Source organism: Nocardioides sp. W7 (assembly GCF_022919075.1).
Classification (GTDB): domain Bacteria; phylum Actinomycetota; class Actinomycetes; order Propionibacteriales; family Nocardioidaceae; genus Nocardioides.
Map to the genome: position 1 here is coordinate 5,233,232 of NZ_CP095078.1, position 19,097 is coordinate 5,252,328.

Annotated in this window: 20 protein-coding genes; 8 read left to right on the plus strand and 12 right to left on the minus strand. The window is 73.1% G+C overall.

The features are described from left to right. Positions 1-23 precede the first annotated feature (23 nt). The 4 genes from MUB56_RS24505 (at position 24) to MUB56_RS24520 (ending at position 4,250) form a co-directional block, all read left to right on the plus strand. Entirely contained in the window at positions 24-1,322 is a 1,299-nt protein-coding gene (locus tag MUB56_RS24505; protein ID WP_280637334.1) for a nicotinate phosphoribosyltransferase, read from the plus strand. A gap of 80 nt (positions 1,323-1,402) precedes the next feature. Continuing rightward, entirely contained in the window at positions 1,403-1,978 is a 576-nt protein-coding gene (locus tag MUB56_RS24510) for an isochorismatase family protein (RefSeq protein WP_244929623.1), read from the plus strand. After that, the gene (locus tag MUB56_RS24515; protein ID WP_244929624.1) at positions 1,971-2,732 is read left to right on the plus strand and encodes an enoyl-CoA hydratase-related protein; all 762 of its coding nucleotides are present in this window, start codon (positions 1,971-1,973) and stop codon (positions 2,730-2,732) included. Before MUB56_RS24510 ends, MUB56_RS24515 begins: the two co-directional genes overlap by 8 nt. A gap of 252 nt (positions 2,733-2,984) precedes the next feature. Next, positions 2,985-4,250: an MFS transporter gene (locus tag MUB56_RS24520; RefSeq protein WP_244929625.1), complete on the plus strand. Its 1,266-nt coding sequence runs from the start codon at positions 2,985-2,987 to the stop codon at positions 4,248-4,250. On the opposite strand, the gene MUB56_RS24525 is transcribed toward MUB56_RS24520, so the two are convergent. Next, entirely contained in the window at positions 4,213-4,743 is a 531-nt protein-coding gene (locus tag MUB56_RS24525; protein WP_244929626.1) for a DUF1697 domain-containing protein, read from the minus strand. The genes MUB56_RS24520 and MUB56_RS24525 overlap by 38 nt on opposite strands. Positions 4,744-5,084: 341 nt before the next feature. Between MUB56_RS24525 and MUB56_RS24530 the strand changes: the two genes are divergently transcribed. Beyond that, positions 5,085-5,735: a slipin family protein gene (locus MUB56_RS24530; RefSeq protein WP_244929627.1), complete on the plus strand. Its 651-nt coding sequence runs from the start codon at positions 5,085-5,087 to the stop codon at positions 5,733-5,735. A gap of 35 nt (positions 5,736-5,770) precedes the next feature. Further along, entirely contained in the window at positions 5,771-6,436 is a 666-nt protein-coding gene (locus MUB56_RS24535; protein WP_244929628.1) for an SIMPL domain-containing protein, read from the plus strand. A gap of 111 nt (positions 6,437-6,547) precedes the next feature. On the opposite strand, the gene hppD is transcribed toward MUB56_RS24535, so the two are convergent. Further along, a complete protein-coding gene (hppD, locus tag MUB56_RS24540) occupies positions 6,548-7,741 on the minus strand; it encodes a 4-hydroxyphenylpyruvate dioxygenase (RefSeq protein WP_244929629.1) in 1,194 nt (397 codons plus the stop codon). Between the two features lie 95 nt (positions 7,742-7,836). Between hppD and MUB56_RS24545 the strand changes: the two genes are divergently transcribed. Continuing rightward, a complete protein-coding gene (locus MUB56_RS24545) occupies positions 7,837-8,355 on the plus strand; it encodes an Lrp/AsnC family transcriptional regulator (protein WP_244929630.1) in 519 nt (172 codons plus the stop codon). Here MUB56_RS24545 and MUB56_RS24550 read toward each other — a convergent pair. From MUB56_RS24550 to MUB56_RS24570, 5 genes are all read right to left on the minus strand, one after another. Further along, complete coding sequence (locus MUB56_RS24550) at positions 8,331-8,993, minus strand: helix-turn-helix domain-containing protein (protein WP_244929631.1); 663 nt, start codon at positions 8,991-8,993, stop codon at positions 8,331-8,333. The two genes, MUB56_RS24545 and MUB56_RS24550, sit on opposite strands and share 25 nt — an antisense overlap. Positions 8,994-9,092: 99 nt before the next feature. After that, complete coding sequence (locus tag MUB56_RS24555) at positions 9,093-10,904, minus strand: DEAD/DEAH box helicase (RefSeq protein ID WP_280637335.1); 1,812 nt, start codon at positions 10,902-10,904, stop codon at positions 9,093-9,095. Next, positions 10,901-11,176, minus strand: coding sequence for a DUF3039 domain-containing protein (locus MUB56_RS24560; protein ID WP_244929632.1), 276 nt, complete (start codon positions 11,174-11,176; stop codon positions 10,901-10,903). Before MUB56_RS24560 ends, MUB56_RS24555 begins: the two co-directional genes overlap by 4 nt. A 148-nt stretch (positions 11,177-11,324) precedes the next feature. Beyond that, a complete protein-coding gene (locus MUB56_RS24565) occupies positions 11,325-11,882 on the minus strand; it encodes a YqgE/AlgH family protein (RefSeq protein WP_244929633.1) in 558 nt (185 codons plus the stop codon). Positions 11,883-11,943: 61 nt separating this feature from the next. Beyond that, positions 11,944-12,474: a hypothetical protein gene (locus tag MUB56_RS24570; protein WP_244929634.1), complete on the minus strand. Its 531-nt coding sequence runs from the start codon at positions 12,472-12,474 to the stop codon at positions 11,944-11,946. Positions 12,475-12,604: 130 nt separating this feature from the next. Between MUB56_RS24570 and MUB56_RS24575 the strand changes: the two genes are divergently transcribed. Further along, complete coding sequence (locus tag MUB56_RS24575; protein WP_244929635.1) at positions 12,605-13,312, plus strand: TetR/AcrR family transcriptional regulator; 708 nt, start codon at positions 12,605-12,607, stop codon at positions 13,310-13,312. Here the strand turns inward: MUB56_RS24575 and MUB56_RS24580 are convergent, their stop codons facing one another. From MUB56_RS24580 to MUB56_RS24600, 5 genes are all read right to left on the minus strand, one after another. Next, positions 13,313-14,329 (minus strand): DUF3048 domain-containing protein, encoded by a 1,017-nt coding sequence (locus MUB56_RS24580; RefSeq protein ID WP_244929636.1) that lies wholly within the window; start codon positions 14,327-14,329, stop codon positions 13,313-13,315. It abuts the gene before it with no gap. Between the two features lie 126 nt (positions 14,330-14,455). Next, entirely contained in the window at positions 14,456-15,211 is a 756-nt protein-coding gene (locus MUB56_RS24585) for a glucose 1-dehydrogenase (RefSeq protein ID WP_244929637.1), read from the minus strand. Positions 15,212-15,257: 46 nt separating this feature from the next. Beyond that, on the minus strand, positions 15,258-15,668 hold the full coding sequence (locus tag MUB56_RS24590) for an HIT family protein (protein ID WP_244929638.1): 411 nt from the start codon (positions 15,666-15,668) through the stop codon (positions 15,258-15,260). Positions 15,669-15,677: 9 nt separating this feature from the next. Continuing rightward, on the minus strand, positions 15,678-17,570 hold the full coding sequence (locus MUB56_RS24595) for a hypothetical protein (protein ID WP_244929639.1): 1,893 nt from the start codon (positions 17,568-17,570) through the stop codon (positions 15,678-15,680). Between the two features lie 52 nt (positions 17,571-17,622). Then, positions 17,623-19,038 carry a M15 family metallopeptidase gene (locus tag MUB56_RS24600; RefSeq protein WP_244929640.1) on the minus strand — a complete coding sequence of 472 codons (1,416 nt, stop codon included), beginning with the start codon at positions 19,036-19,038 and terminating at the stop codon, positions 17,623-17,625. Between the last annotated feature and the right edge of the window lie 59 nt (positions 19,039-19,097).

Sequence of the window (19,097 nt, forward strand, 5' to 3'; positions counted from 1 at the left end):
CCCCATGTTGGCACACTGTGGTCGTGCCGATCTCCAGTGCCACCACGAGCACCGCCCTGCTCACCGACCACTACGAGCTGACGATGCTCCAGGCCGCGCTCGGCTCGGGCACCGCCCAGCGGCGCTCGGTCTTCGAGCTGTTCCCACGACGTCTCCCCGAGGGCCGGCGGTACGGCGTCGTGGCCGGTGTCGGTCGCGCCCTCGACGCGATCGAGGCGTTCCGGTTCGACGAGCAGGTGCTCGCGGTCCTGGCGGACGTCGTCGACCGCCCGACGCTCGACTGGCTGGCGTCGTACCGCTTCTCCGGCGACGTGTGGGGCTACCCCGAGGGCGAGGTCTACCTGCCGTACTCCCCACTGCTGGTGGTCGAGGCGTCCTTCGCCGAGGCGGTGCTGCTGGAGACCCTGCTGCTCTCGATCTACAACCACGACAGCGCGATCGCCTCGGCCGCCTCGCGGATGACCGCCGCCGCGGGCGACCGGCCCTGCATCGAGATGGGCTCGCGTCGTACCCACGAGGAGGCGGCGGTCGCGGCCGCCCGGGCGGCGTACGTCGCCGGCTTCGCGAGCTCCTCCAACCTCGCCGCGCGGCAGCGGTACGGCGTCCCGACCACCGGCACCAGCGCGCACAGCTTCACCCTGCTCCACGACACCGAGGCCGACGCGTTCCGCGCCCAGGTGTCCTCGCTGGGACGCGGCACCAGCCTGCTCGTGGACACCTACGACATCCGCGAGGCGGTCCGGCAGGGCGTCGAGATCGCCGGCCCGGAGCTGGGCGCAGTGCGCCTGGACTCCGGCGACCTGGGGGTGCTCGCCCACGAGGTGCGCGCCCAGCTCGACGAGCTGGGGGCGACCTCGACCCGGGTGATCGTCACCAGCGACCTCGACGAGTTCGCGATCGCCTCGCTGGCCGCCGCACCGGTCGACGGGTACGGCGTCGGCACCCAGCTCGTCACCGGCAGCGGCCACCCGACGTGCGGGTTCGTCTACAAGCTGGTGGCCCGCGAGGGCGACGACGGCGAGCTGGTCTCGGTGGCGAAGCGGAGCAAGGACAAGGTCTCGGTCGGCGGGCGCAAGTGGGCGCTGCGCCGGCGTACCCCCGCCGGGGTGGCGGAGGCGGAGATCGTCGGCATCGGCGCCCCGCCCACCGACGACGGCGACGACCGCGCCCTGCTCGTGCCGCTGGTCCGCGACGGCGAGGTCGTCGGCCGCGAGTCGCTCGAGACCGCCCGTGAGCGGCACCTGCTCGCCCGCGCCGAGCTCCCCGTCGCCGCCCAGTCGATGTCGCGCGGTGAGCCCGTGATCCCGACCCTCCACGTGTGACCCCCGTCCTCGCCGAGTCAGCACCACTGGTGCTGACTCGGCCATCCACTTCTGCTGACTCGGCACCGTAGGGTCGGAGCATGACGCGTGCGCTGATCGTGGTCGACGTGCAGAACGACTTCTGCGAGGGCGGTTCGCTGCCGGTGGCGGGGGGCGCGCAGATAGCCCACGACGTGAACCGGCTCGTACGACGCTGGCAGGCGAGGCTCCCGGACGCCCCGGACTACGCCCACGTGGTGGCGACCAAGGACCACCACATCGACCCGGGCGCCCACTGGTCGCGCGAGCCCGACTTCGTCGACTCGTGGCCGGTGCACTGCCGGGTCGGCACCGACGGGGAGGCCTTCCACCCCAATCTCGACCCGCAGCCGTTCGACGCGGTCTTCCTCAAGGGCGAGCACGCGGCGGCGTACTCCGGCTTCGAGGGCAGTACGGCGGAGGGGGTCCCGCTCGCGACCTGGCTGCGCGACCACCAGATCACCGACGTCGACGTGTGCGGGATCGCGACCGACCACTGCGTCCGGGCCACGGTCCTCGACGCGGTCCAGGAGGGCTTCGCGGTCCGCCTGCTGCCCGGCCTGTGCGCGGGAGTGGCGCCGGAGACGAGCGAGGCCGCGATGGCCGAGATGATCGACGCGGGAGCCGGCGTTGCCTGAGCTGGAGGCGGACCTGGCCGGAGGCGTGCTCCGGCTGCGGCTGAACCGCCCGGAGGTGTTCAACGCCTTCTCGCGTGAGATGGCGCTGAGCTTCGCCGCCGAGCTGGAGGCCGCCCACCACCGCGAGGACGTCCGGGCCGTGGTGCTGACCGGTGCCGGAGCGGCCTTCTCGGCCGGTGCCGACATCTCCGGGGGCGAGAGCTTCGACGCGGAGACGATGCCGACCGCCAATCGGATGGTCCGCGCCGTGGTCTCCTGCGACAAGCCGGTGCTGGCCGCCGTCAACGGCGTCGCGGCCGGCATCGGCTGCTCGCTCGCGCTGGCCGCGGACCTCCAGGTGGCTGCCGGGTCGGCGTCGTTCCTGCTCGCCTTCACCCGGGTCGGCCTGATGCCCGACGGCGGCTCCTCGGCCACCGTCGCCGCGGCGGTCGGCCGGGCGCGGGCGATGCGGATGGCGCTGCTCGCCGAGCCGCTCTCCGCGCAGGAGGCGTACGACGCCGGGCTGGTCACGCACCTCGCGTCGGACGACGCCTTCGAGACGCTCGTCGACAAGCTCGCCGGCCGGCTCGCCTCCGGGCCGCCGCTGTCGTACGCCGCCACCAAACGGGCGATCAACGCCGCGACCCTCCCCGAGCTGGACGCGGCCCTGGACCGCGAGAGGTCGGGCCAGGAGCTGCTGTTCCGCACCGCCGACGTCGCCGAGGGCGTCGCCGCGTTCGCCGAGCGCCGGCGGCCGGTCTTCCGGGGCAGCTGAGGGCCGGCCGGCCGGTTGGGCGGTCGGGGCGGCGGGGCGCTCGCGGATTCATCACGGTATGCAGGCGAGTCGGCAGATCCCACGGCGTACCCACCATGGGCAGTGCGAACTGACCTACATACCGTGATGAACCTGGGGCTGCTGTGCCGCCAGGACCCAGCCGATGAGCGGCTGCCGGGTGCCGACGCCGGTGGACGACCGGCGCTGAGCCGGCGGTTCACCTAGACTCCCGGCGACATCGGGGAGGCAGTGGTGGAGCAGCAGCACACCCGGGCGGCGGCCCTCGCGCCGCTGCGGGAGCCGAACTTCCGGTGGTACTTCCTCTCCCGCGTCGTCAACCTCTGCGGTACGACGATGGCCCCGATCGCCCTGGCCTTCGCGGTGCTCGAGATCAGCGACTCCCCCGGCGACCTCGGCCTGGTGCTCGCGGCGCACAGCATCCCGATGGTCGTCTTCGTGCTCGCCGGCGGTGTGATCGCCGACCGGCTCGGCCGGACCCTGGTGATCCAGGGCTCGAACGTGCTCTCCGCGCTCAGCCAGGGCGCCCTCGCCACCCTGCTGCTGACCGGTCAGGCGGAGCTGTGGCACTTCGTGGCGCTCTCGGCGTTCAACGGCACCGTCTCGGCGGCCAGCCTCCCGGCCCTCGCCGGGCTGGTGCCCCAGCTGGTGCCGCGCGAGCAGCTGCAGCCGGCCAACGTGCTGAGCTCGATGTCGCGCAACGCCCTGGCGATCCTCGGACCGAGCATCGCGGCGACCCTGGTCGTGACCGTCGGCCCGGGCTGGGCGCTCGCGGTCGACGCGGCCACCTGGGCCGCGTCCGCGGTCCTGCTGCTGCCCATCCGGATCCCGCCACGGGTGGTCTCCCCCGAGCCGACGTCGGTGCTCGTCGAGCTGCGCGAGGGCTGGACGTACTTCCGCGGCACCACCTGGCTGTGGGTCGTGGTGCTGGCCTTCAGCGTCCTCAACGCGATCCATGCCGGCGGGCTGAACACCCTCGGCCCGGTGCTCGCCCAGGACTCCGACATCGGCGAGCACGGCTGGGGGCTGATCATGTCGGCCCAGGCGGTCGGCCTGTTCGCGATGACCCTGCTGCTGATGCGCTTCACCCTGCAGCGGCCGCTGCTGTGGGGGATGCTCGGCGTGGCGGTCTTCGGGCTGCCGATCGTGGTGCTCGGCGCCTACCCGCACACCGTCGCGGTGATGCTCACGGCGGTCCTGGCCGGCATGGGGATCGAGCTGTTCGGCCTCGGGTGGAACCTCGCCATGCAGGAGCACGTGCCGGCCGAGATGCTCTCGCGCGCCTACTCCTACGACATGCTCGGCTCGTTCGTGGCGATCCCCGTGGGACAGCTCGCGTTCGGTCCGCTGGCCGCGGCGCTCGGCGTACGACGGGTGCTGGTCGTGGCCGGGATCGCCTACCTGCTGATCGCCCTGGCCACGCTGCTCTCCCGCTCGGTGCGGACCCTGCCCCGGGTGCCGGTCAGTCCGAGCACCACTTCTGAGCCAGTGTCCGGATGACCGTCAGGTTGCGATTGGTCGCGACACCCAGCTTCCTCTCGACGGTCGCATTGGTCAGCCGTGCCTCGCGGTAGTTCTCCCCCAGCAGCAGGTGCACCGCCCGGCCGCCGACCTTCGCGACCTCCTCGGCCGTGCTGGCGTCCTCGAGCGCGGCGACCGCGGCCTCGGACGGAGGCTGCTTCAGCAACGAGACGTAGTGCCGTCCCCCGTGCCCGAACGACTCCGCGTGCTCGGCGACCTCGCGCAGCTCGGCCTTCGTGAAGCAGATCGTCGGCACCTCGAAGCCGGCCCGGTCCCGGAACGCCTGCTCCAGCGCCGCCTCGATCCGAGCCCGTGATCGCATCGTGGTGTCGAAGCGGACGTTGCCGGTGTTGATGTAGGTCTCGACGTTCGTGAAGCCGGCGGCCTCGGCCGCCGCGACGATGTCGCCCTTGGGGAACTTCCGTTTCGCCCCCAGGTTGATCGCCCGCAGGAACCCGATCCACGTCGCCACCGGCCGATCATCGCACTCCGCGCCGAAAACCCGTCGCGGTCGCACGGGCCCCGCGCCTACCCTCGGTCCGGGCGAGATCAGCAGCCGGCCCGGTGTGCCAACGGTCGGTCCTGCGCGTCGTACCTCGCCCATGTCCTCCGGTACACGCGCTCCTCGCGCGAAGGTTCGACTCCTTCAACCGGCGGGCGGACGGGGGCGGCAGCGGGGCCACGCCAGCGGCCCGGACGGTCAGCACGACGTCCGGCACCCCGCGCGGTCCCGCGCCCCCGTCCGCCCGTCGACCAGCCCAGCCCAGCACCACCTCGCCCCGACCCGGCTCCACGACACGAGAGGAGGACGCCATGTCCCCGTTCCGCAGCACCATCACCGTCCGCTCCCAGCTCCGGCTGCTGGAGTACGTCGACGGCGCCCTCACCCGGGTCCTCGGGCCCGGTCGGCACCGTCGCGCCCGCCGGGCCGAGTACCAGCCCGTGCTGGTCGCCGACCGCATCGAGACCGTCGCGCCGCAGGACGTGCCGACCTCCGACGGCGTGACCGTCCGGGTGAGCGCGGCCGTCCGCTGGGGCGTCGACGACCCCGGCGCGTTCGCGGAGACCGCGGTGGACGCCTCCGCCGTGGTCTACCTCGCGGTGCAGATCGCCCTGCGCGACGCCCTGGTCGGCACCGGTGCCGAGGACGCCGTACACCTGGCTCGGACCGGGCTGGCCGACTCGCTGACCGCGGCGGCCCGCGCGGCCGGCGCCGAGGTCGGCATCGGCGTCCGGTCGGTCGTCGTCAAGGACGTGATCCTGCCGCCGGAGCTGCGCTCGGCGTACGCCGACCTGGTCGCCGCCCGGACCCGCGGCCTGGCGCAGCTGGAGGCCGCCCGGGCGGAGACCGCCGCGCTGCGGTCCCTGGCCAACGGCGCCAAGCTGCTCGACGACCACCCGGCCCTGGCCCGGCTGCGCCTGGTCCAGGCGCTGCCGCCGGGCTCGACCGTGGAGCTCGGCTGAGCGCGCCGTCTGGCCCGGCCCGGCAGACTGTGCCCATGTCGGAGACCGTGATCACCGTCCAGGGCAGCTACGACGCGTTCCACCCCGCGGAGCGCGCGACCGTGACGGTCGCGGTCGGCTTCGAAGGAGCCGACCGCGGCCAGGTCGTCGCGCGCACCACCGCGGGGACGGCCGCACTGGTGGCGGGCATCGCGGAGCGGCACGACGCCGAGCGCGGACCGGTGACCTGGCACGCCACCGACCGGCTCCGGGTCTGGTCGACGCGGCCGTTCCACGACAAGGGCGAGCAGAAGCCGCTCGTGCACCACGCACAGACCACGACGCGCGCCAAGTTCCGCGACTTCGAGGAGCTGGCACGCTGGATCGAGGCCGCGGCCGGCCACCCCGGCGTCAGCGTCGCCGGCATCGAGTGGGCGCTCACCGAGCAGACCAAGCGGAACGTCGTCGAGGGCGTGCGCGCCCGCGCGGTCGAGGAGGCCCGCCACAAGGCCCAGGGGTACGCCGACGCACTCGGCCTGGGCCCGGTGCGCTGCGCCGCGATCGCCGACCCGGGGATGCTCGGGGACCACAGCAACGCCCAGGGCGGCATCACCGCGGCGGCGTACTCCCGAGCCGGCAAGGCCGAGGAGCCGGGTGGGCTGTCGTTCACGCCCGAGGACATCGCGGTCTCGGCGACCGTCGACGCCCGGTTCCTGGCGTGAGCCTAGGTTTCGAGACGCGGCGCACGCCCCGTCGCTGCGCTCCGGTGCATGCCGACGCTCCTCAACCTGTTTCGCTGGTCCTGCCCGGCTCGCACGCTCGCCGGGCAGGGCTCACAGGTTGCCGCGGCGCTCCTGCTCGCGCTCGATCGCCTCGAAGAGCGCCTTGAAGTTGCCCTTGCCGAAGCCCAGCGAGCCGTGCCGCTCGATCAGCTCGAAGAACACCGTCGGCCGGTCGCCGAGCGGCTTGGTGAAGATCTGCAGCAGGTAGCCGTCCTCGTCGCGGTCGACCAGGATGCCCCGCCGCTGCAGTTCCTCGATCGGCACCCGGACCTCGCCGATCCGGGCGCGCAGCTCGGGGTCCTCGTAGTAGGAGTCCGGCGTCGTCAGGAACTCCACGCCGTTGGCGCGCAGCGCGTCGACCGAGGCCAGGATATCGCCGGTGGCGACGGCGAGGTGCTGGGCGCCGGCGCCGCGGTAGAACTCCAGGTACTCGTCGATCTGCGAGCGCTTCTTGGCGATCGCCGGCTCATTGAGCGGGAACTTCACCCGGTGGTTGCCGTTCGCGACGACCTTGCTCATCAGCGCGGAGTAGTCGGTGGCGATGTCGTCGCCGATGAACTCAGCCAGGTTCACGAAGCCCATCACCCGGCGGTAGAACCGCACCCACTCCTCCATCCGGCCGAGCTCGACGTTGCCGACGATGTGGTCGAGGGCCTGGAAGATCCGCGCAGGCTGACCCTCGCGCGGCACCCAGGAGCCGCGCCGGGTCACGTAGCCGGGCAGGTACGGGCCGTCGTACCGGCTCCGGTCGACGAGGGTGTGCACCGTCTCGCCGTACGTCGCGATCGCGGCGATCCGGACCGTCCCGTGCTCGTCGGTGACGTCCTCGGGCTCGCGGGTGACCGTCGCGCCGGCGCGGCGGGCCTGGGCGATGCAGCGGTCCACGTCGGGCACCTCGAGGGCGATGTCGACGACCCCGTCGCCGTGTCGGCGGTGGTGGTCGGCGAGCGGGCTGTCGGGGTCGACGGCGCCGTTCAGCACGAAGGTGATCGACCCCGAGCGCAGCACGAAGGACTTGTGGTCGCGCCGGCCGGTCTCCGGGCCGGCGTACGCGACCAGCTCCATCCCCCAGGCCGACTGGTAGTAGTGCGCGGCCTGGGTGGCGTTGCCGACGACGAAGACGATCGCGTCCCACCCGGTCACCGGGAAGACGTCGTTCGCGGCGTCGTACTCCACGAGGCCGACCAGCTGCCGGAGCTGTTCGAGGGTGAGGTCGGCCTGGAGCTCGTCGGGGGTCAGCATCATGCGCGCCAGCGTGGTCTGCGCCACACAGGCTGTGCAACAGTACGACGAAGCACTGGTCAACCTGTCCAGTCGCGAGCCCCTCAGGAGGGTGTGCAGTGGACGACCTGGATGCTCGCCTGATCGAGCTGTTCGCGGCCGAGCCGCGGATCGGGGTGCTCGAGGCGTCCCGGCGGCTGGGGGTCGCGCGCGGCACCGCGCAGGCCCGGCTGGACCGGCTCGCGACGGCCGGCGTGGTGTCCGGCTGGGGACCCGACCTGGATCCGGGTGCGCTGGGCTACCCCGTGACCGCCTTCCTGACCCTGGAGATCCGCCAGGACACCGCGGGCGGGGGCGGGCACGACACGGTCGGGGCGCACCTGGCCCGGATCCCGGAGGTGCTGGAGGCGCACACCATCACCGGCGCGGGCGACCTGTGGGTGCGGGTGGTGGCACGCAGCAACACCGACCTACAGCGGGTCATCGACCGGGTGCTCGCGGACCCGGCGATCGTGAGGTCCTCGACCGTGATCGCGCTGGCGACCCAGGTGGGCTACCGAGTGCTGCCCCTGGCCCGGAAGGCCGGGCAGGCGGGCCAGTCAGGTCAGGCAGGTCACGCAGAGACCGACGCGAGCTGATCGGAGAGGTCGGCGGCCGCGGAGAGGATCCGCTTGCCGACCGTGTCGGGGTCGAGGTCGCCCAGGGTGACGACGCCGACGCTCGCCTCGAAGCCGTCCATGCCGCGCACCGGGGCGGCGATGCCGCGCGCTCCGGGCTGCAGCTCGCCGCTGGTGACGACGTACCCGGCGTCGCGGCCGTCGGCCACCCCGCCGTCCCGGCCGGCGAGGATCGCCTTGCCGGCCGCGCCCTGCTCGAGCGGGTGCCGCGCGCCGACCCGGTAGCTGACGTGGAAGTCGGTCCACGAGGGCTCGACGACCGCGAGCGCGAGCGCCTCCTCGCCGTCCGCGACCGTGAGGTGGGCGGTGCAGCCGACCTCCTCGGCGAGCCGACGCAGCACGGGTACGGCGACGTCGCGCAGGGCCGGCTGGACGGCGGACGCGAGGTGCAGCACGCCCAGCCCGACGTGCAGCCGACCGCGGACGTCCTTGCGGACCAGCGCATGCTGCTCGAGGGTGCTGACCAGGCGGTAGACCACCGTGCGGTTGACCTCCAGGCGGCCGGCGAGCTCGGTGACGGTCAGGCCGCCGGGCGACCCGGCGAGCACCGTGAGGACCCGCAACCCGCGGTCGAGCGTCTGGGAGGTCTCGGCGGGCATGCGCCCGAGTCTGGCATACCGACAGTATCTCCGCAGCCTGTCGAGCGGTCTTCCCGGGGACCAAGACGACTCCTCACGCCGCCGGGAGCCCCAGCGGCGTCAGGAGGTCTTCTTGATCGCCCACTCGCGGACCCGGTCGATCCGGGTGGCGAGCTGCTGGGCGTTCGCGACGGCCGCGGCCGGCCCGCCGCACTCCTTGCGCAGCTTGGCGTGGGTCATGCCGTGCGGCGTGCCGGTCCGGTGGTACCAGGCCGCGACCAGGCCGTTGAGCTCGCGCCGCAGCACGGCCAGCTGCTCGTGGGTGGCGACCTCGGCCACCTCGTCGACGGCCACCTTGGCCTCGTCGGCCCGCGCCGACATGGCGGACTGCTGCTTCCGGGCCCGGTCGTGCTGCCGCTGCTGCAGCAGCTCGCGCATCTGGTCGGGTTCGAGCAGCCCCGGGATGCCGAGGAAGTCCATCTCCTCCTCCGAGCCGACGTGCACCTCGCCGGCGTGGCCGAACTCGCCGCCGTCGAAGAGCACCCGGTCGAAGCGCGCCTCCGAGCCGAGCGCCTCGAAGGACTGGCCCAGCTCGTCGGAGGCCGACTCCCCCTGGTTCGCCTGCTCCAGGAGCCGGTCCTCGGCGGCGAAGATGTCGTCCTCGTCGCGGACCCGCTTGCCCAGCACGTGGTCGCGCTCGACCTCCATCTCCGAGGCGAAGCCGAGCAGGCCCGGCACGCTCGGCAGGAACACCGAGGCGGTCTCGCCGCGCGAGCGCGAGCGCACGAAGCGGCCGACGGCCTGGGCGAAGAACAGCGGCGTGGAGGTCGTCGTCGCGTAGACGCCGACGGAGAGGCGCGGTACGTCGACGCCCTCGGAGACCATCCGGACCGCGACCATCCAGCGCTGCTCGCCGGCGCTGAACGCCGAGATCCGCTTCGAGGCGAGCTTCTCGTCGGAGAGCACGATCGTCGGCAGCTCGCCCGTGATCTGCTTCAGCGTCTTGGCGTAGGCCCGCGCGGACTCCTGGTCGGTGGCGATCACCAGGCCGCCCGCGTCGGGGACGTGCCGGCGTACCTCGGTCAGCCGGCTGTCCGCCGCCGCCAGCACCGACGGGATCCAGGAGCCCTGCGGGTCCAGGGCGGTGCGCAGCGCCTGGTTGGTGAGGTCCTTGGTGAGCGGCTCCCCGAGCCGCGCGGAGATCTCGTCACCGGCGCTGGTGCGCCACGACATGTCGCCGGAGTAGGCCATGAACAGCACGGGTCGGACCACGTGGTCGGCGAGCGCGTGGGCGTAGCCGTAGGTGAAGTCGGCCGCCGAGCGCGGGATGCCGTCGTGGCCGGGCTGGTAGGTCACGAACGGGATCGGGTTGACGTCGGAGCGGAACGGCGTGCCGGTCAGGCACAGCCGGCGCGCCGCCGGCTCGAACGCCTCGCGCACCCCCTCGCCCCAGGAGAGCGCGTCACCGGCGTGGTGGACCTCGTCGAGGATCACCAGCGTCTTGAAGCGCTCGGCCCGGATCCGCATCGCGAGCGGGTTCACCGCGACTCCGGCGTATGTCACGGCGACTCCGACGAAGTCCGCCGAGGTCTTGCCCTTGCCCGCGGAGTACGTCGGGTCGATCGGGATCCCGGCCCGCTCGGCGGCCTCGGCCCACTGGAGCTTGAGGTGCTCGGTCGGCGCCACGACGATGATCCGGTCGACGATCCGCCGGCCCAGGAGCTCGGCGGCCACCGAGAGCGCGAAGGTCGTCTTGCCGGCACCCGGCGTCGCCACCGCGAGGAAGTCGCGCGGCTGGGTCTCGAAGTACTGCTTCATCGCCGCCGTCTGCCAGGCGCGCAGCGACGGCGCCGTGCCCCAGGCCGCACGCTCCGGCCACGCCGGGGTGAGCGCGGTGGGCTGGAGGGCGGCGTCGTCAGGACGCCCGGTCACTCGTCGGAACCCGAGCCGCCGTCGTTCATCGACTCCCAGACTTCCTTGCAGTCCGGGCAGACGGGGTACTTCTCGGGCGCCCGGCTCGGCACCCAGACCTTCCCGCACAGCGCGACCACGGGCGTGCCCATGACCATCGCCTCGGTGAGCTTGTCCTTGTCGACGTAGTGCGAGAACCGCTCGTGGTCGCCGTCGTCCGTGGGGACGGTACGCCGGTCCTCGCGGACCCGCTCGTCGACGGCGGTGCCGGTCCCGAATCCGATGGTGCTCACTGGTCCAGCCTACGGCAGGACGAGCTCGCGTCCGAACCTCCGCCGGTGGCCGCTGCGCCCTGACATCCCCTGCGATCTCGGACACGCGGGTCGCGACTTCGCCCCCGGTCGCGCCGCTCGCCACCGTCGACGGGTCCGCCGGCGCCCGTCAGTTCAGGCCGGGGTCACCGGGGCGGGTGGAGTGCATGGCCAGGTCGCCGGGCTGACGGCGCAGCACGTCGCGCCACAGCTCGCCGGGGTCGCGGCGGAAGACGTCCGGGGCCTGCGCGGCGACGACGTACCAGGCCCCCTCCTCGATCTCGCCCTCCAGCTGGCCGGCACCCCAGCCGGCGTACCCGGCGAAGATCCGCAGGCGGTCGACGGTGCCCTCCACGAGCTCGGGAGGCGTGTCGAGGTCGAGCAGGCCGAGCCGTCCGACGACCTCCCGGAAGCCGACCGGCACGTCGTCGGCGGCGCGGAGCAGGGCGACGGCCAGCGCGCCCTCGGTGCTGACCGGGCCGCCGAGGAAGAGCACCTCGGGCTCGCTGACCACGTCGTCCCAGGGGGTCAGCACCTCGGAGACCAGCACCGGCGAGGGCCGGTTGAGGACGACCCCGAGCACGCCGTCGTCGTCGGCGTCGAGGATCAGCACGACGGTGTCGGCGAAGTTGGGGTCCACCAGCGCAGGCGTCGCTACCAGCAGCATCCCCACGCCGAGCTCGGTCATGGCCCCATCCTCGCACCGCCGAGGAGGGGCGGCGCGAGGACGCGGTGCCAGGTGGGTGCGATCAGACGGCGATGGTCGTACGAAGACGGTCCAGGAACGACGCCCAACCGTGCTGGCGACGCTCCCGCGGGGCGCCGGCGTACGTCGCCCGCGCCTCTGCCTCGATCCGTGCACCGATCCGCGCAGCCCTGGCGTCGTGCGGAGCGGCGAGCCCCGCGGTGACCGCGAGCATCGCGTGCTCGTTGGCCGTCGCGCGGGCGAGCGCCGCGGCCATCTCCGCGCCCTGCGGGTTGTCGCGGTAGCGGTCGAGGATCGCGCGGGTGCCCGGCAGGTCGGCCGCGGCGGCCCGCCACGCGGTCACCACGGCGGCTTCGAGATCCATCGGCTGGTGCAGCAGGAGCTCGCGCTCGATCCGGCCGGAGAGCCGGGCGTGCCAGCGGAGCAGGAAGGCGCCGAGGAGGGTCAGCTCGTCACCGAAGGTCTCGGCAACGCCCTCGACGTCCATGGGCAGGTGACCGTCGAGGCGTCGGTCGGCCTCGGCGATGACAGCGCGCAGCGTCTCGCTGCGGCTCGGAAGGGTCTTCAGGGTCATGATCAGCTCCTCGCAGGTCGCTCACATACCGTGAGTACGTACCCAAGGTACTCCCACATACCGACGGTATGCAAGCCATTCCGCGTGATGCCCGCCACGTCGTACCGACGGTCGGTTCTATGCTGTCGGGATGCCGAAGTCGCCCGCCGCCAAGCTGGACCCCCAGGTGTCGGACGTGTCCGGCGCCAGTCGCCGGCAGCAGTACTCCGCCTCCACCAAGAAGGCGCTGGTCGACATCGCCGAGGAGCTGTTCACCGAGCACGGCTACGCCGCGACGTCGCTCGACGCGATCGTCGCCGGCGCCCGGGTCACCAAGGGCGCGCTCTATCACCACTTCAGCGGCAAGCAGGCGCTCTTCGAGGCCGTCTTCGAACGGGTCGAGACCGATGCGTCGAAGTCCATCCAGAAGGCGCTGCGCGGGAAGCAGGACCCCTGGGACAAGGCGCTGGCCGGTCTGCGGGCCTTCCTCTCCGTCGTCCAGGAGCCGCGCTACCGCCGGGTCGTGATCCAGGAGGGCCCGGCCGTGCTCGGCTACGAGCGCTACCGCGAGCAGGAGGAGCGCTCCACCTTCGCCAACGTCTTGGAGATCGTCCGCTCGGTGATCTCCGCGGGCACCTGGGAGCTCGAGGAGGACATGCTGCAGACGTTCTCGCGGATCTTCTTCGGCGCGATGTCCTCGGCCGGCGAGTCGGTCGCGAGCGCGGACGACCCGATCGAGGCCGCGCAGCGGGTCGAGACCGCGATCGGGTTCATCCTCCAGGGTTTCCAGGCCCTGGCCGACGCGGGCGTCGCGCTGCCGGCCGGCGCCCCGACGGACGCCGGGCCGGAAGCCGGATAGCTACTTGCCGACGGTCACGGAGCCGTTGGCGGCGTCGACCGGCACCAGCTCGACCCAGGTGCGCCCGGCCGGGACGGTCAGCTCGCCCGCCTTGGTCGCGAGCGTGACCGAGTCGCCGAGGTCCTTCTTGGTCCAGGTGCCGCGGACCAGCCGGCCGTCGTGGAAGAGCATGGCCTGGCCGCGACCCTCGAACTTGGACTCGGGCACCGGGTTCCCGGCGGGGTCGGTGTAGCCGGCGTCGCCGACCTTGACCCGCAGCACCAGGACGGTGTCGGCCGGGAACTCGTCACCCTCGGCGGCGAAGGTGTTCTCGTTGACGTACTTCTTGCCGTCGAAGGTCCAGTTGGTGGTGTGGCTGCCGAACGACGCGGCGAGCGTCTTCGCCGGCTGACCCTGCGGCAGATCGGCGGCCTCGCCCCACGGGAGGTAGTCGTCGGGGCGGCTGGCCTCGTCGCGCTCGGTCGACTTCACGGTCTTCTTCAGGTCCGCGAAGAGGTTGTACGGCGCGCTGCGCGAGGTGTTGCGGGAGAAGCCGGGGCCGCCCTCCTGGATGAACTTGATGCCGGCCTTGTTGATCCGGTCGATCGTGACCCCGGCCGCGCCGCTGGTCACCACGGTGGCGCCGGTGGGCTTGACGATGCCGATGTCGCTGGCCCGCATCGACCGGACCGGACCGACCTCGCCGGGGATCTTCGAGAAGAACATCACGGCGAGCCGGGTCACCCCGCCCTCGACCAGCTCCTCCACCACCAGGTCGGCACTGCCGAGACCCTGCTGCGGGGAGCTCGAGGCGGTGTTGTCGATCTTCGCCACGATCACCGGGTGCTCCTGCGCCGCACTGTCGTCGCCCTCGACCGGCAGGCCGGTCAGCGGCCAGGTGGAGTCGAGGACCGAGCCACCGGCGATCTCCTGGGCCTCGGGACCGTCGTCGTCGGACTTCTTCTCGTCGCCACCGCAGGCGGAGAGGACCAGACTGGCGGCGACCAGGGTCGAGGCGAGCAGGCGGGCACGGCGCACGAGGCAGCTCCGTTCGTAGCGGGATTGGTGTAGTGGGGTGGTCGACTTCGAGTGTGCGGCGCGACCGGTCCGCGTGGGGGGAGGCGCGCCCGGCCCCCCGTCCAGGAGTCCGCTGACGCGTCCTGCTCAGCCGAGCGAGGACCCGCCGTCGACGTACAGGGTCTGGCCGGTGATGTACGACGCCTCGTCGCTGCACAGGAACGCGGCCGCGGCCGCGATGTCCTCGGGGAAGCCGACCCGCTTGACCGGGTTGGCGTCCGCGTTGAGCTTGCGGAACTCCTCGACGTCCATCTTCAGCCGGGCCGCGGTGGCGTCGGTCATCTCGGTGGCGATGAACCCGGGCGCGATCGCGTTGGCGTTGATGCCGAACGGGCCGAGCTCGATGCCGAGGGTGCGGGTGAAGCCCTGGATGCCCATCTTGGCCGCGGAGTAGTTGGCCTGGCCGCGGTTGCCCAGCGCCGAGATGCTGGAGAGGTTGAGGACCTTGCCGTAGCGCTGCTCGACGAAGTGCTTCTGCGCGGCCTTCGTCATCAGGAACGCACCCTTGAGGTGGACCCCGATGACCAGGTCCCAGTCGACCTCGGTCATCTTGAACAGCAGGTTGTCGCGGGTGATGCCGGCGTTGTTGACGAGGATGTGGATGCCGCCGAGCTCCTCGACCACCCGAGCCACGGCGGCGTCGACGGACTCCGCGTTGCTGACGTCGGCCCCGATGCCCACGGCCTTGCCGGGGAGCGACGCCGCGGCCTCCGCCGCCGCGGTCTCGTCGAGGTCGATGATCGCGACCGCCGCGCCCTCCTCGGAGAACCGGGTGGCGGTCCCGAACCCGATGCCGCGCGCGGCTCCGGTGATGACGGCGACGCGTCCGTCGAATCGACCCATGGTGAGCTCCTCCTGAGATGGTGACTGGCCGGCAGCCTCCGTCACTCTAGAGGAGGGCCGTGCGGAGCCGGGCGGCGTACTCCCCCCGCTCGGCGAGGTCGGCGTACGTGGTCCGGGGCCAGAAGAAGCCGCGCAGCCCGTCGCCCTTGGTGCGCGGGACGACGTGCAGGTGCAGGTGCGGCACGGACTGGCTGACGACGTTGTTCATCGCGACGAAGCTGCCCTGCGCGCCGAGCCCGGCGACGACCGCGGTCGAGAGCCGCTGCGCGGCGGCCAGGAAGCCGTCGCGCAGGCCGGCTGGCAGGTCGGGCAGGGTGACGACGTGCTCGCGCGGGACGAGCAGGACGTGGCCCTTGAAGACCGGCCGTTGGTCGAGGAAGGCGACCAGGTCGGCGTCCTCCCAGACCAGGTCGGCGTCGGTCTCGCCGGCCACGATCGAGCAGAAGACGCAGGTCATGACGGCAGGCTAGCGGCGGGTCACCCGGGCGGTCTTGGCGCTGCGCACGGTCACCGTGTCGAAGTGCTGTCGGCTGCCCGTCACCCGGACGCTGATCCGCTTGCCGACGTCCCTGCGGGTGAGGCGGTACGCCGTGCCCGTCCGCACCTTGGTCCCGTTGCGGAACCAGGTCAGCCGCAGCGTGACCCGTCCCGGGCCCCACGACCCGGCTCGGGCCCGTAGGGCCCGTCCGACCTTGGCCTTCCCGACGATCCTCGGTCGAGCGGTGGACAGGACGCCGCGGACCGCGGCGGTCGGGGTCGAGGAGCGCACCGTGCTCGCGCCGCCGAGGTCTCCCCGCACGGTGAGCGTGATCGCCCGGCCCGCGAGAGCGTTGGTGACGCGCAGGGTGGGGCCGGTGCCGGCCGGGACACCGTCGGCGGTCCAGGTGTAGGCCAGCGCCACGCCAGCCGGTCCCCAGGCGCCCGGGACCGCGGTCAGGACCCGGCCGGCCCGAGGAGTGCCGGAGATCCGCGGGGTGGCGGCGGCGACCTCCGGGTCGGGCTCGGGCTCCGGGTCCGGGTCGGGGTCCGTGGAACCGTCCGAGGGCAGGACGACGGTGGTCTCGGCGCTGGTGCGGTCGACCGCGGGCTGGCCGGGGACCTTGCCCGTGACCCGCACCGCGAGGCGCCCGTCCTCGACGGACGCGGGGATGGTGAGCGTCGAGCCGGTCGCGCCCGGGATCTCGAAGCCGCGGTCGAGCCACTGGTAGGACAGCTCGACGCCGGTGGGCCCCCAGGAGCCGGGCGTGGCCGTCAGTCGGCGGCCGACGCGAGCGACGCCGGTGATGGTCGGAGTGGCCGCCTGGACGGCGGTCGGGGCCGCACCCAGCCGGATGGTCAGCTCGCGGCGCTTCTCGACGCCCGCAGGGAAGGTGATCGCGCGAGCCTCGGAGGCGGCGTACGCGCCGTCGTACCACTCCCCGACCTCGGGGCCGGTGTGCCCATCGGGCAGCCCGCCGAAGACCTTGACCTCGTCGAACCGGTCGGTGATGCGGTAGCGACCGGTGAGGTCGGTCTCGTGCGGGCCGGACTGGATCGGGCCCCACCACCCGTTCATGAAGTCGGGCATCCGGAACTGGATCCCGATGGGCGCCTCGGCCAGCGGCTGACCCGCCGCGTCGAGCACGGTGATGACGGCCGAGGGTCGCTCCGCGAGGATGACGTCGTGGGTCGTGCCCGCTCCGGCCGTGACCGGCACCTTGACCTCGTGGTCGTAGTAGACGGGGTCGTCGAGGTCGTTGCTGTAGGCCGTGACGTTCACGATGTAGTCGCCCGGAATGAGATCCCTGGGGAAGTCGCCGACCCGGCTGTCGTAGCGGCCGTCGGCATCGGTCGTCACACCGGCGCCACCGGCCATCTCCGACTCACGGAACGACACCGAGGCCCCGACAACCGGCTGGCCGGCCTCGTCGAGGACGCGGCCGGTCACCCAGCCGGGGGTCTCCAGCACGATCGGGCGCGGCAGGGTGACCGCGCCTCCCGTGACGTGGACGGGCGTGGCCTCCGAGACGCTGACCGCGTCGTCCCAGTACTCGTCGGCCAGCGAGTCGTCGGGCGCGATGACCCACACGACGTAGTAGCCGTCCTCGAGGTTCGAGACGCTCCAGGTCCCGTCCGCGCCGGTGGTCGTGGATCCGGCCGCCTCCGAGGCCCCGTCCGGCGTGTCGGAGCGGTAGAACTGGACGTTGGCGTCGGCGAGTGGCGCCACCGCCCCGCCGGCGGGCTTGGCCTGCACCTCACCCGCGAGGGAGCCGGTGCCGGCCGCGCTCGCGGGCGAGGCGACCAGCAGGCCGGCGGCGACGACGAGGACGGTGGCGACGGCGAGGAGGACGGCCGAGAGCCGACTGGACGTGCGTGACATGGGGACCTTCCGAGAGCAGTGGGGTCGCTCCCCACCTGGCTAAGATCCCCGCTTAGTCGCAGACGAAACCCGCGCACTGCGGATGCAGCCGGCGCGGGCTGAGGTCGGTGCGCAGGGCCCGGCCCGCGGATCCGACCACGTCGAAGTGATGGGCGTCGCGGGTGCCGTAGGTCCAGCGCAGGCCGTGCCGGGCCATCACCTGCACCACCTCGTGGGACCGCGACCGCCAGGCGACCAGCGGGTGCGAGTGGCGGAGCCACCAGCCGTTGGGAACGACCCCCTGCCGGGAGTGGTACGGGTTCTCCCAGGGGTTGATGTCCAGCGAGCGGCCGTAGGAGTGGGGCGAGCGCACCCCGGGCCGGCCGACCACCGAACGGCAGTTGAAGGCGGAGCTGTTGTCGGCCGCCATGGACCGGTAGTCGTCGGCCCCGCCGAGCCGGCCGGACCAGCCGAAGCGGTCGACGCGGTACATCGCCCGGATCGGGAGCTGGCGGCGGTAGAACTCGGCCAGCGCACCCGCCATGTTGTCGGCGGCGTCGGCCGCCGCGACCAGCTCGCCGCGGTACCGGTAGCCGTCGTACCCCCAGTAGTTGACGCGCACCAGGCGCAGCCCGCTGCGCCCGACCGGGCAGCCGGCGTGCCAGGAGCGGCCGGTCATGGTCCCCCAGACCTGGTCCGGGATGGGCGTGATCGTCGCGTTGGCGCCCCTTCCGACGGCCCGTTGCTGGCGCGGCAGGCCGACCCGGGGGCGAGGGGCGCCCTTCGGCAGGGAGACCGGACGGCCCGGCGGCCGGTTGTCGATGCGACGCCGGGCGCTGGTGTCGCCGCGGACCCAGTCGTTGGTCGCGCCCTTCGCGATCCAGACGGTGTCGGCGCGCGGCCGGGCCCGGAGCGTGGCGCGGCCCCGGGCATCGGCCGTCAGGGTCGTCACCCGCCGCCAGCGCCGCTCGCCCGGCGCCTTGCGCAACAGCGTGATCCGGCCGCCGGCCACCGGCTGCCCGGCGGTGGTGCGCCAGCGGACCCGCACCGTCGTGGCCCGGCCGTCGACGACCCGCTTGGCGGCATCCAGCAGCAGCCGGGACGGGCGGCGGGTGATCGGGATCGCACCGCTCCCGGTGGCTGGGTCGTACGTCGCGTCGCCGGCGTACGACGCCCGGAAGAGGTTGTCGGGGGCCAGCCGGCCGACCCTCGCCGACAGCTGGGCGTGGCCGGCGGCGTCGGTGACGAGTGACCCGACCGGCTGCCACACCCCCTGCACCCGCCGCTCGACGCTCAGCACCGCACCCGGCACCGGGACGCCGGTGGACGTGCGGAGGTCGAGCTGGACGGCGGCGTCCGCGTCGGCCGGGTGGGCGGCCGCGGAGACGGTCAGCGTGGTCGGGGTCGCCGCCGAGGCCGGCCCGGCCAGGACCCCGCCGGCGACGGCCAGGGCGAGCAGGACGAGGAACAGGTGACGCCCGAGATGCATGTCTGGCATGGTGCCACGGCCCGCTCGCGACGCCGCCTCCACCGGCCCGGGTAAAAGTC

Bases quoted from the DNA above. Each gene is read 5' to 3' on its own strand.
- MUB56_RS24510 (WP_244929623.1), top strand. From the start codon at position 1,403: ATGACGCGTGCGCTGATCGTGGTCGACGTGCAGAACGACTTCTGCGAG.
- MUB56_RS24530 (WP_244929627.1), top strand. From the start codon at position 5,085: ATGTCCCCGTTCCGCAGCACCATCACCGTCCGCTCCCAGCTCCGGCTG.
- MUB56_RS24535 (WP_244929628.1), top strand. From the start codon at position 5,771: ATGTCGGAGACCGTGATCACCGTCCAGGGCAGCTACGACGCGTTCCAC.
- hppD (WP_244929629.1), bottom strand. From the start codon at position 7,741: ATGATGCTGACCCCCGACGAGCTCCAGGCCGACCTCACCCTCGAACAG.
- MUB56_RS24550 (WP_244929631.1), bottom strand. From the start codon at position 8,993: ATGCCCGCCGAGACCTCCCAGACGCTCGACCGCGGGTTGCGGGTCCTC.
- MUB56_RS24565 (WP_244929633.1), bottom strand. From the start codon at position 11,882: ATGACCGAGCTCGGCGTGGGGATGCTGCTGGTAGCGACGCCTGCGCTG.
- MUB56_RS24570 (WP_244929634.1), bottom strand. From the start codon at position 12,474: ATGACCCTGAAGACCCTTCCGAGCCGCAGCGAGACGCTGCGCGCTGTC.
- MUB56_RS24575 (WP_244929635.1), top strand. From the start codon at position 12,605: ATGCCGAAGTCGCCCGCCGCCAAGCTGGACCCCCAGGTGTCGGACGTG.
- MUB56_RS24585 (WP_244929637.1), bottom strand. From the start codon at position 15,211: ATGGGTCGATTCGACGGACGCGTCGCCGTCATCACCGGAGCCGCGCGC.
- MUB56_RS24590 (WP_244929638.1), bottom strand. From the start codon at position 15,668: ATGACCTGCGTCTTCTGCTCGATCGTGGCCGGCGAGACCGACGCCGAC.
- MUB56_RS24595 (WP_244929639.1), bottom strand. From the start codon at position 17,570: ATGTCACGCACGTCCAGTCGGCTCTCGGCCGTCCTCCTCGCCGTCGCC.
- MUB56_RS24600 (WP_244929640.1), bottom strand. From the start codon at position 19,038: ATGCATCTCGGGCGTCACCTGTTCCTCGTCCTGCTCGCCCTGGCCGTC.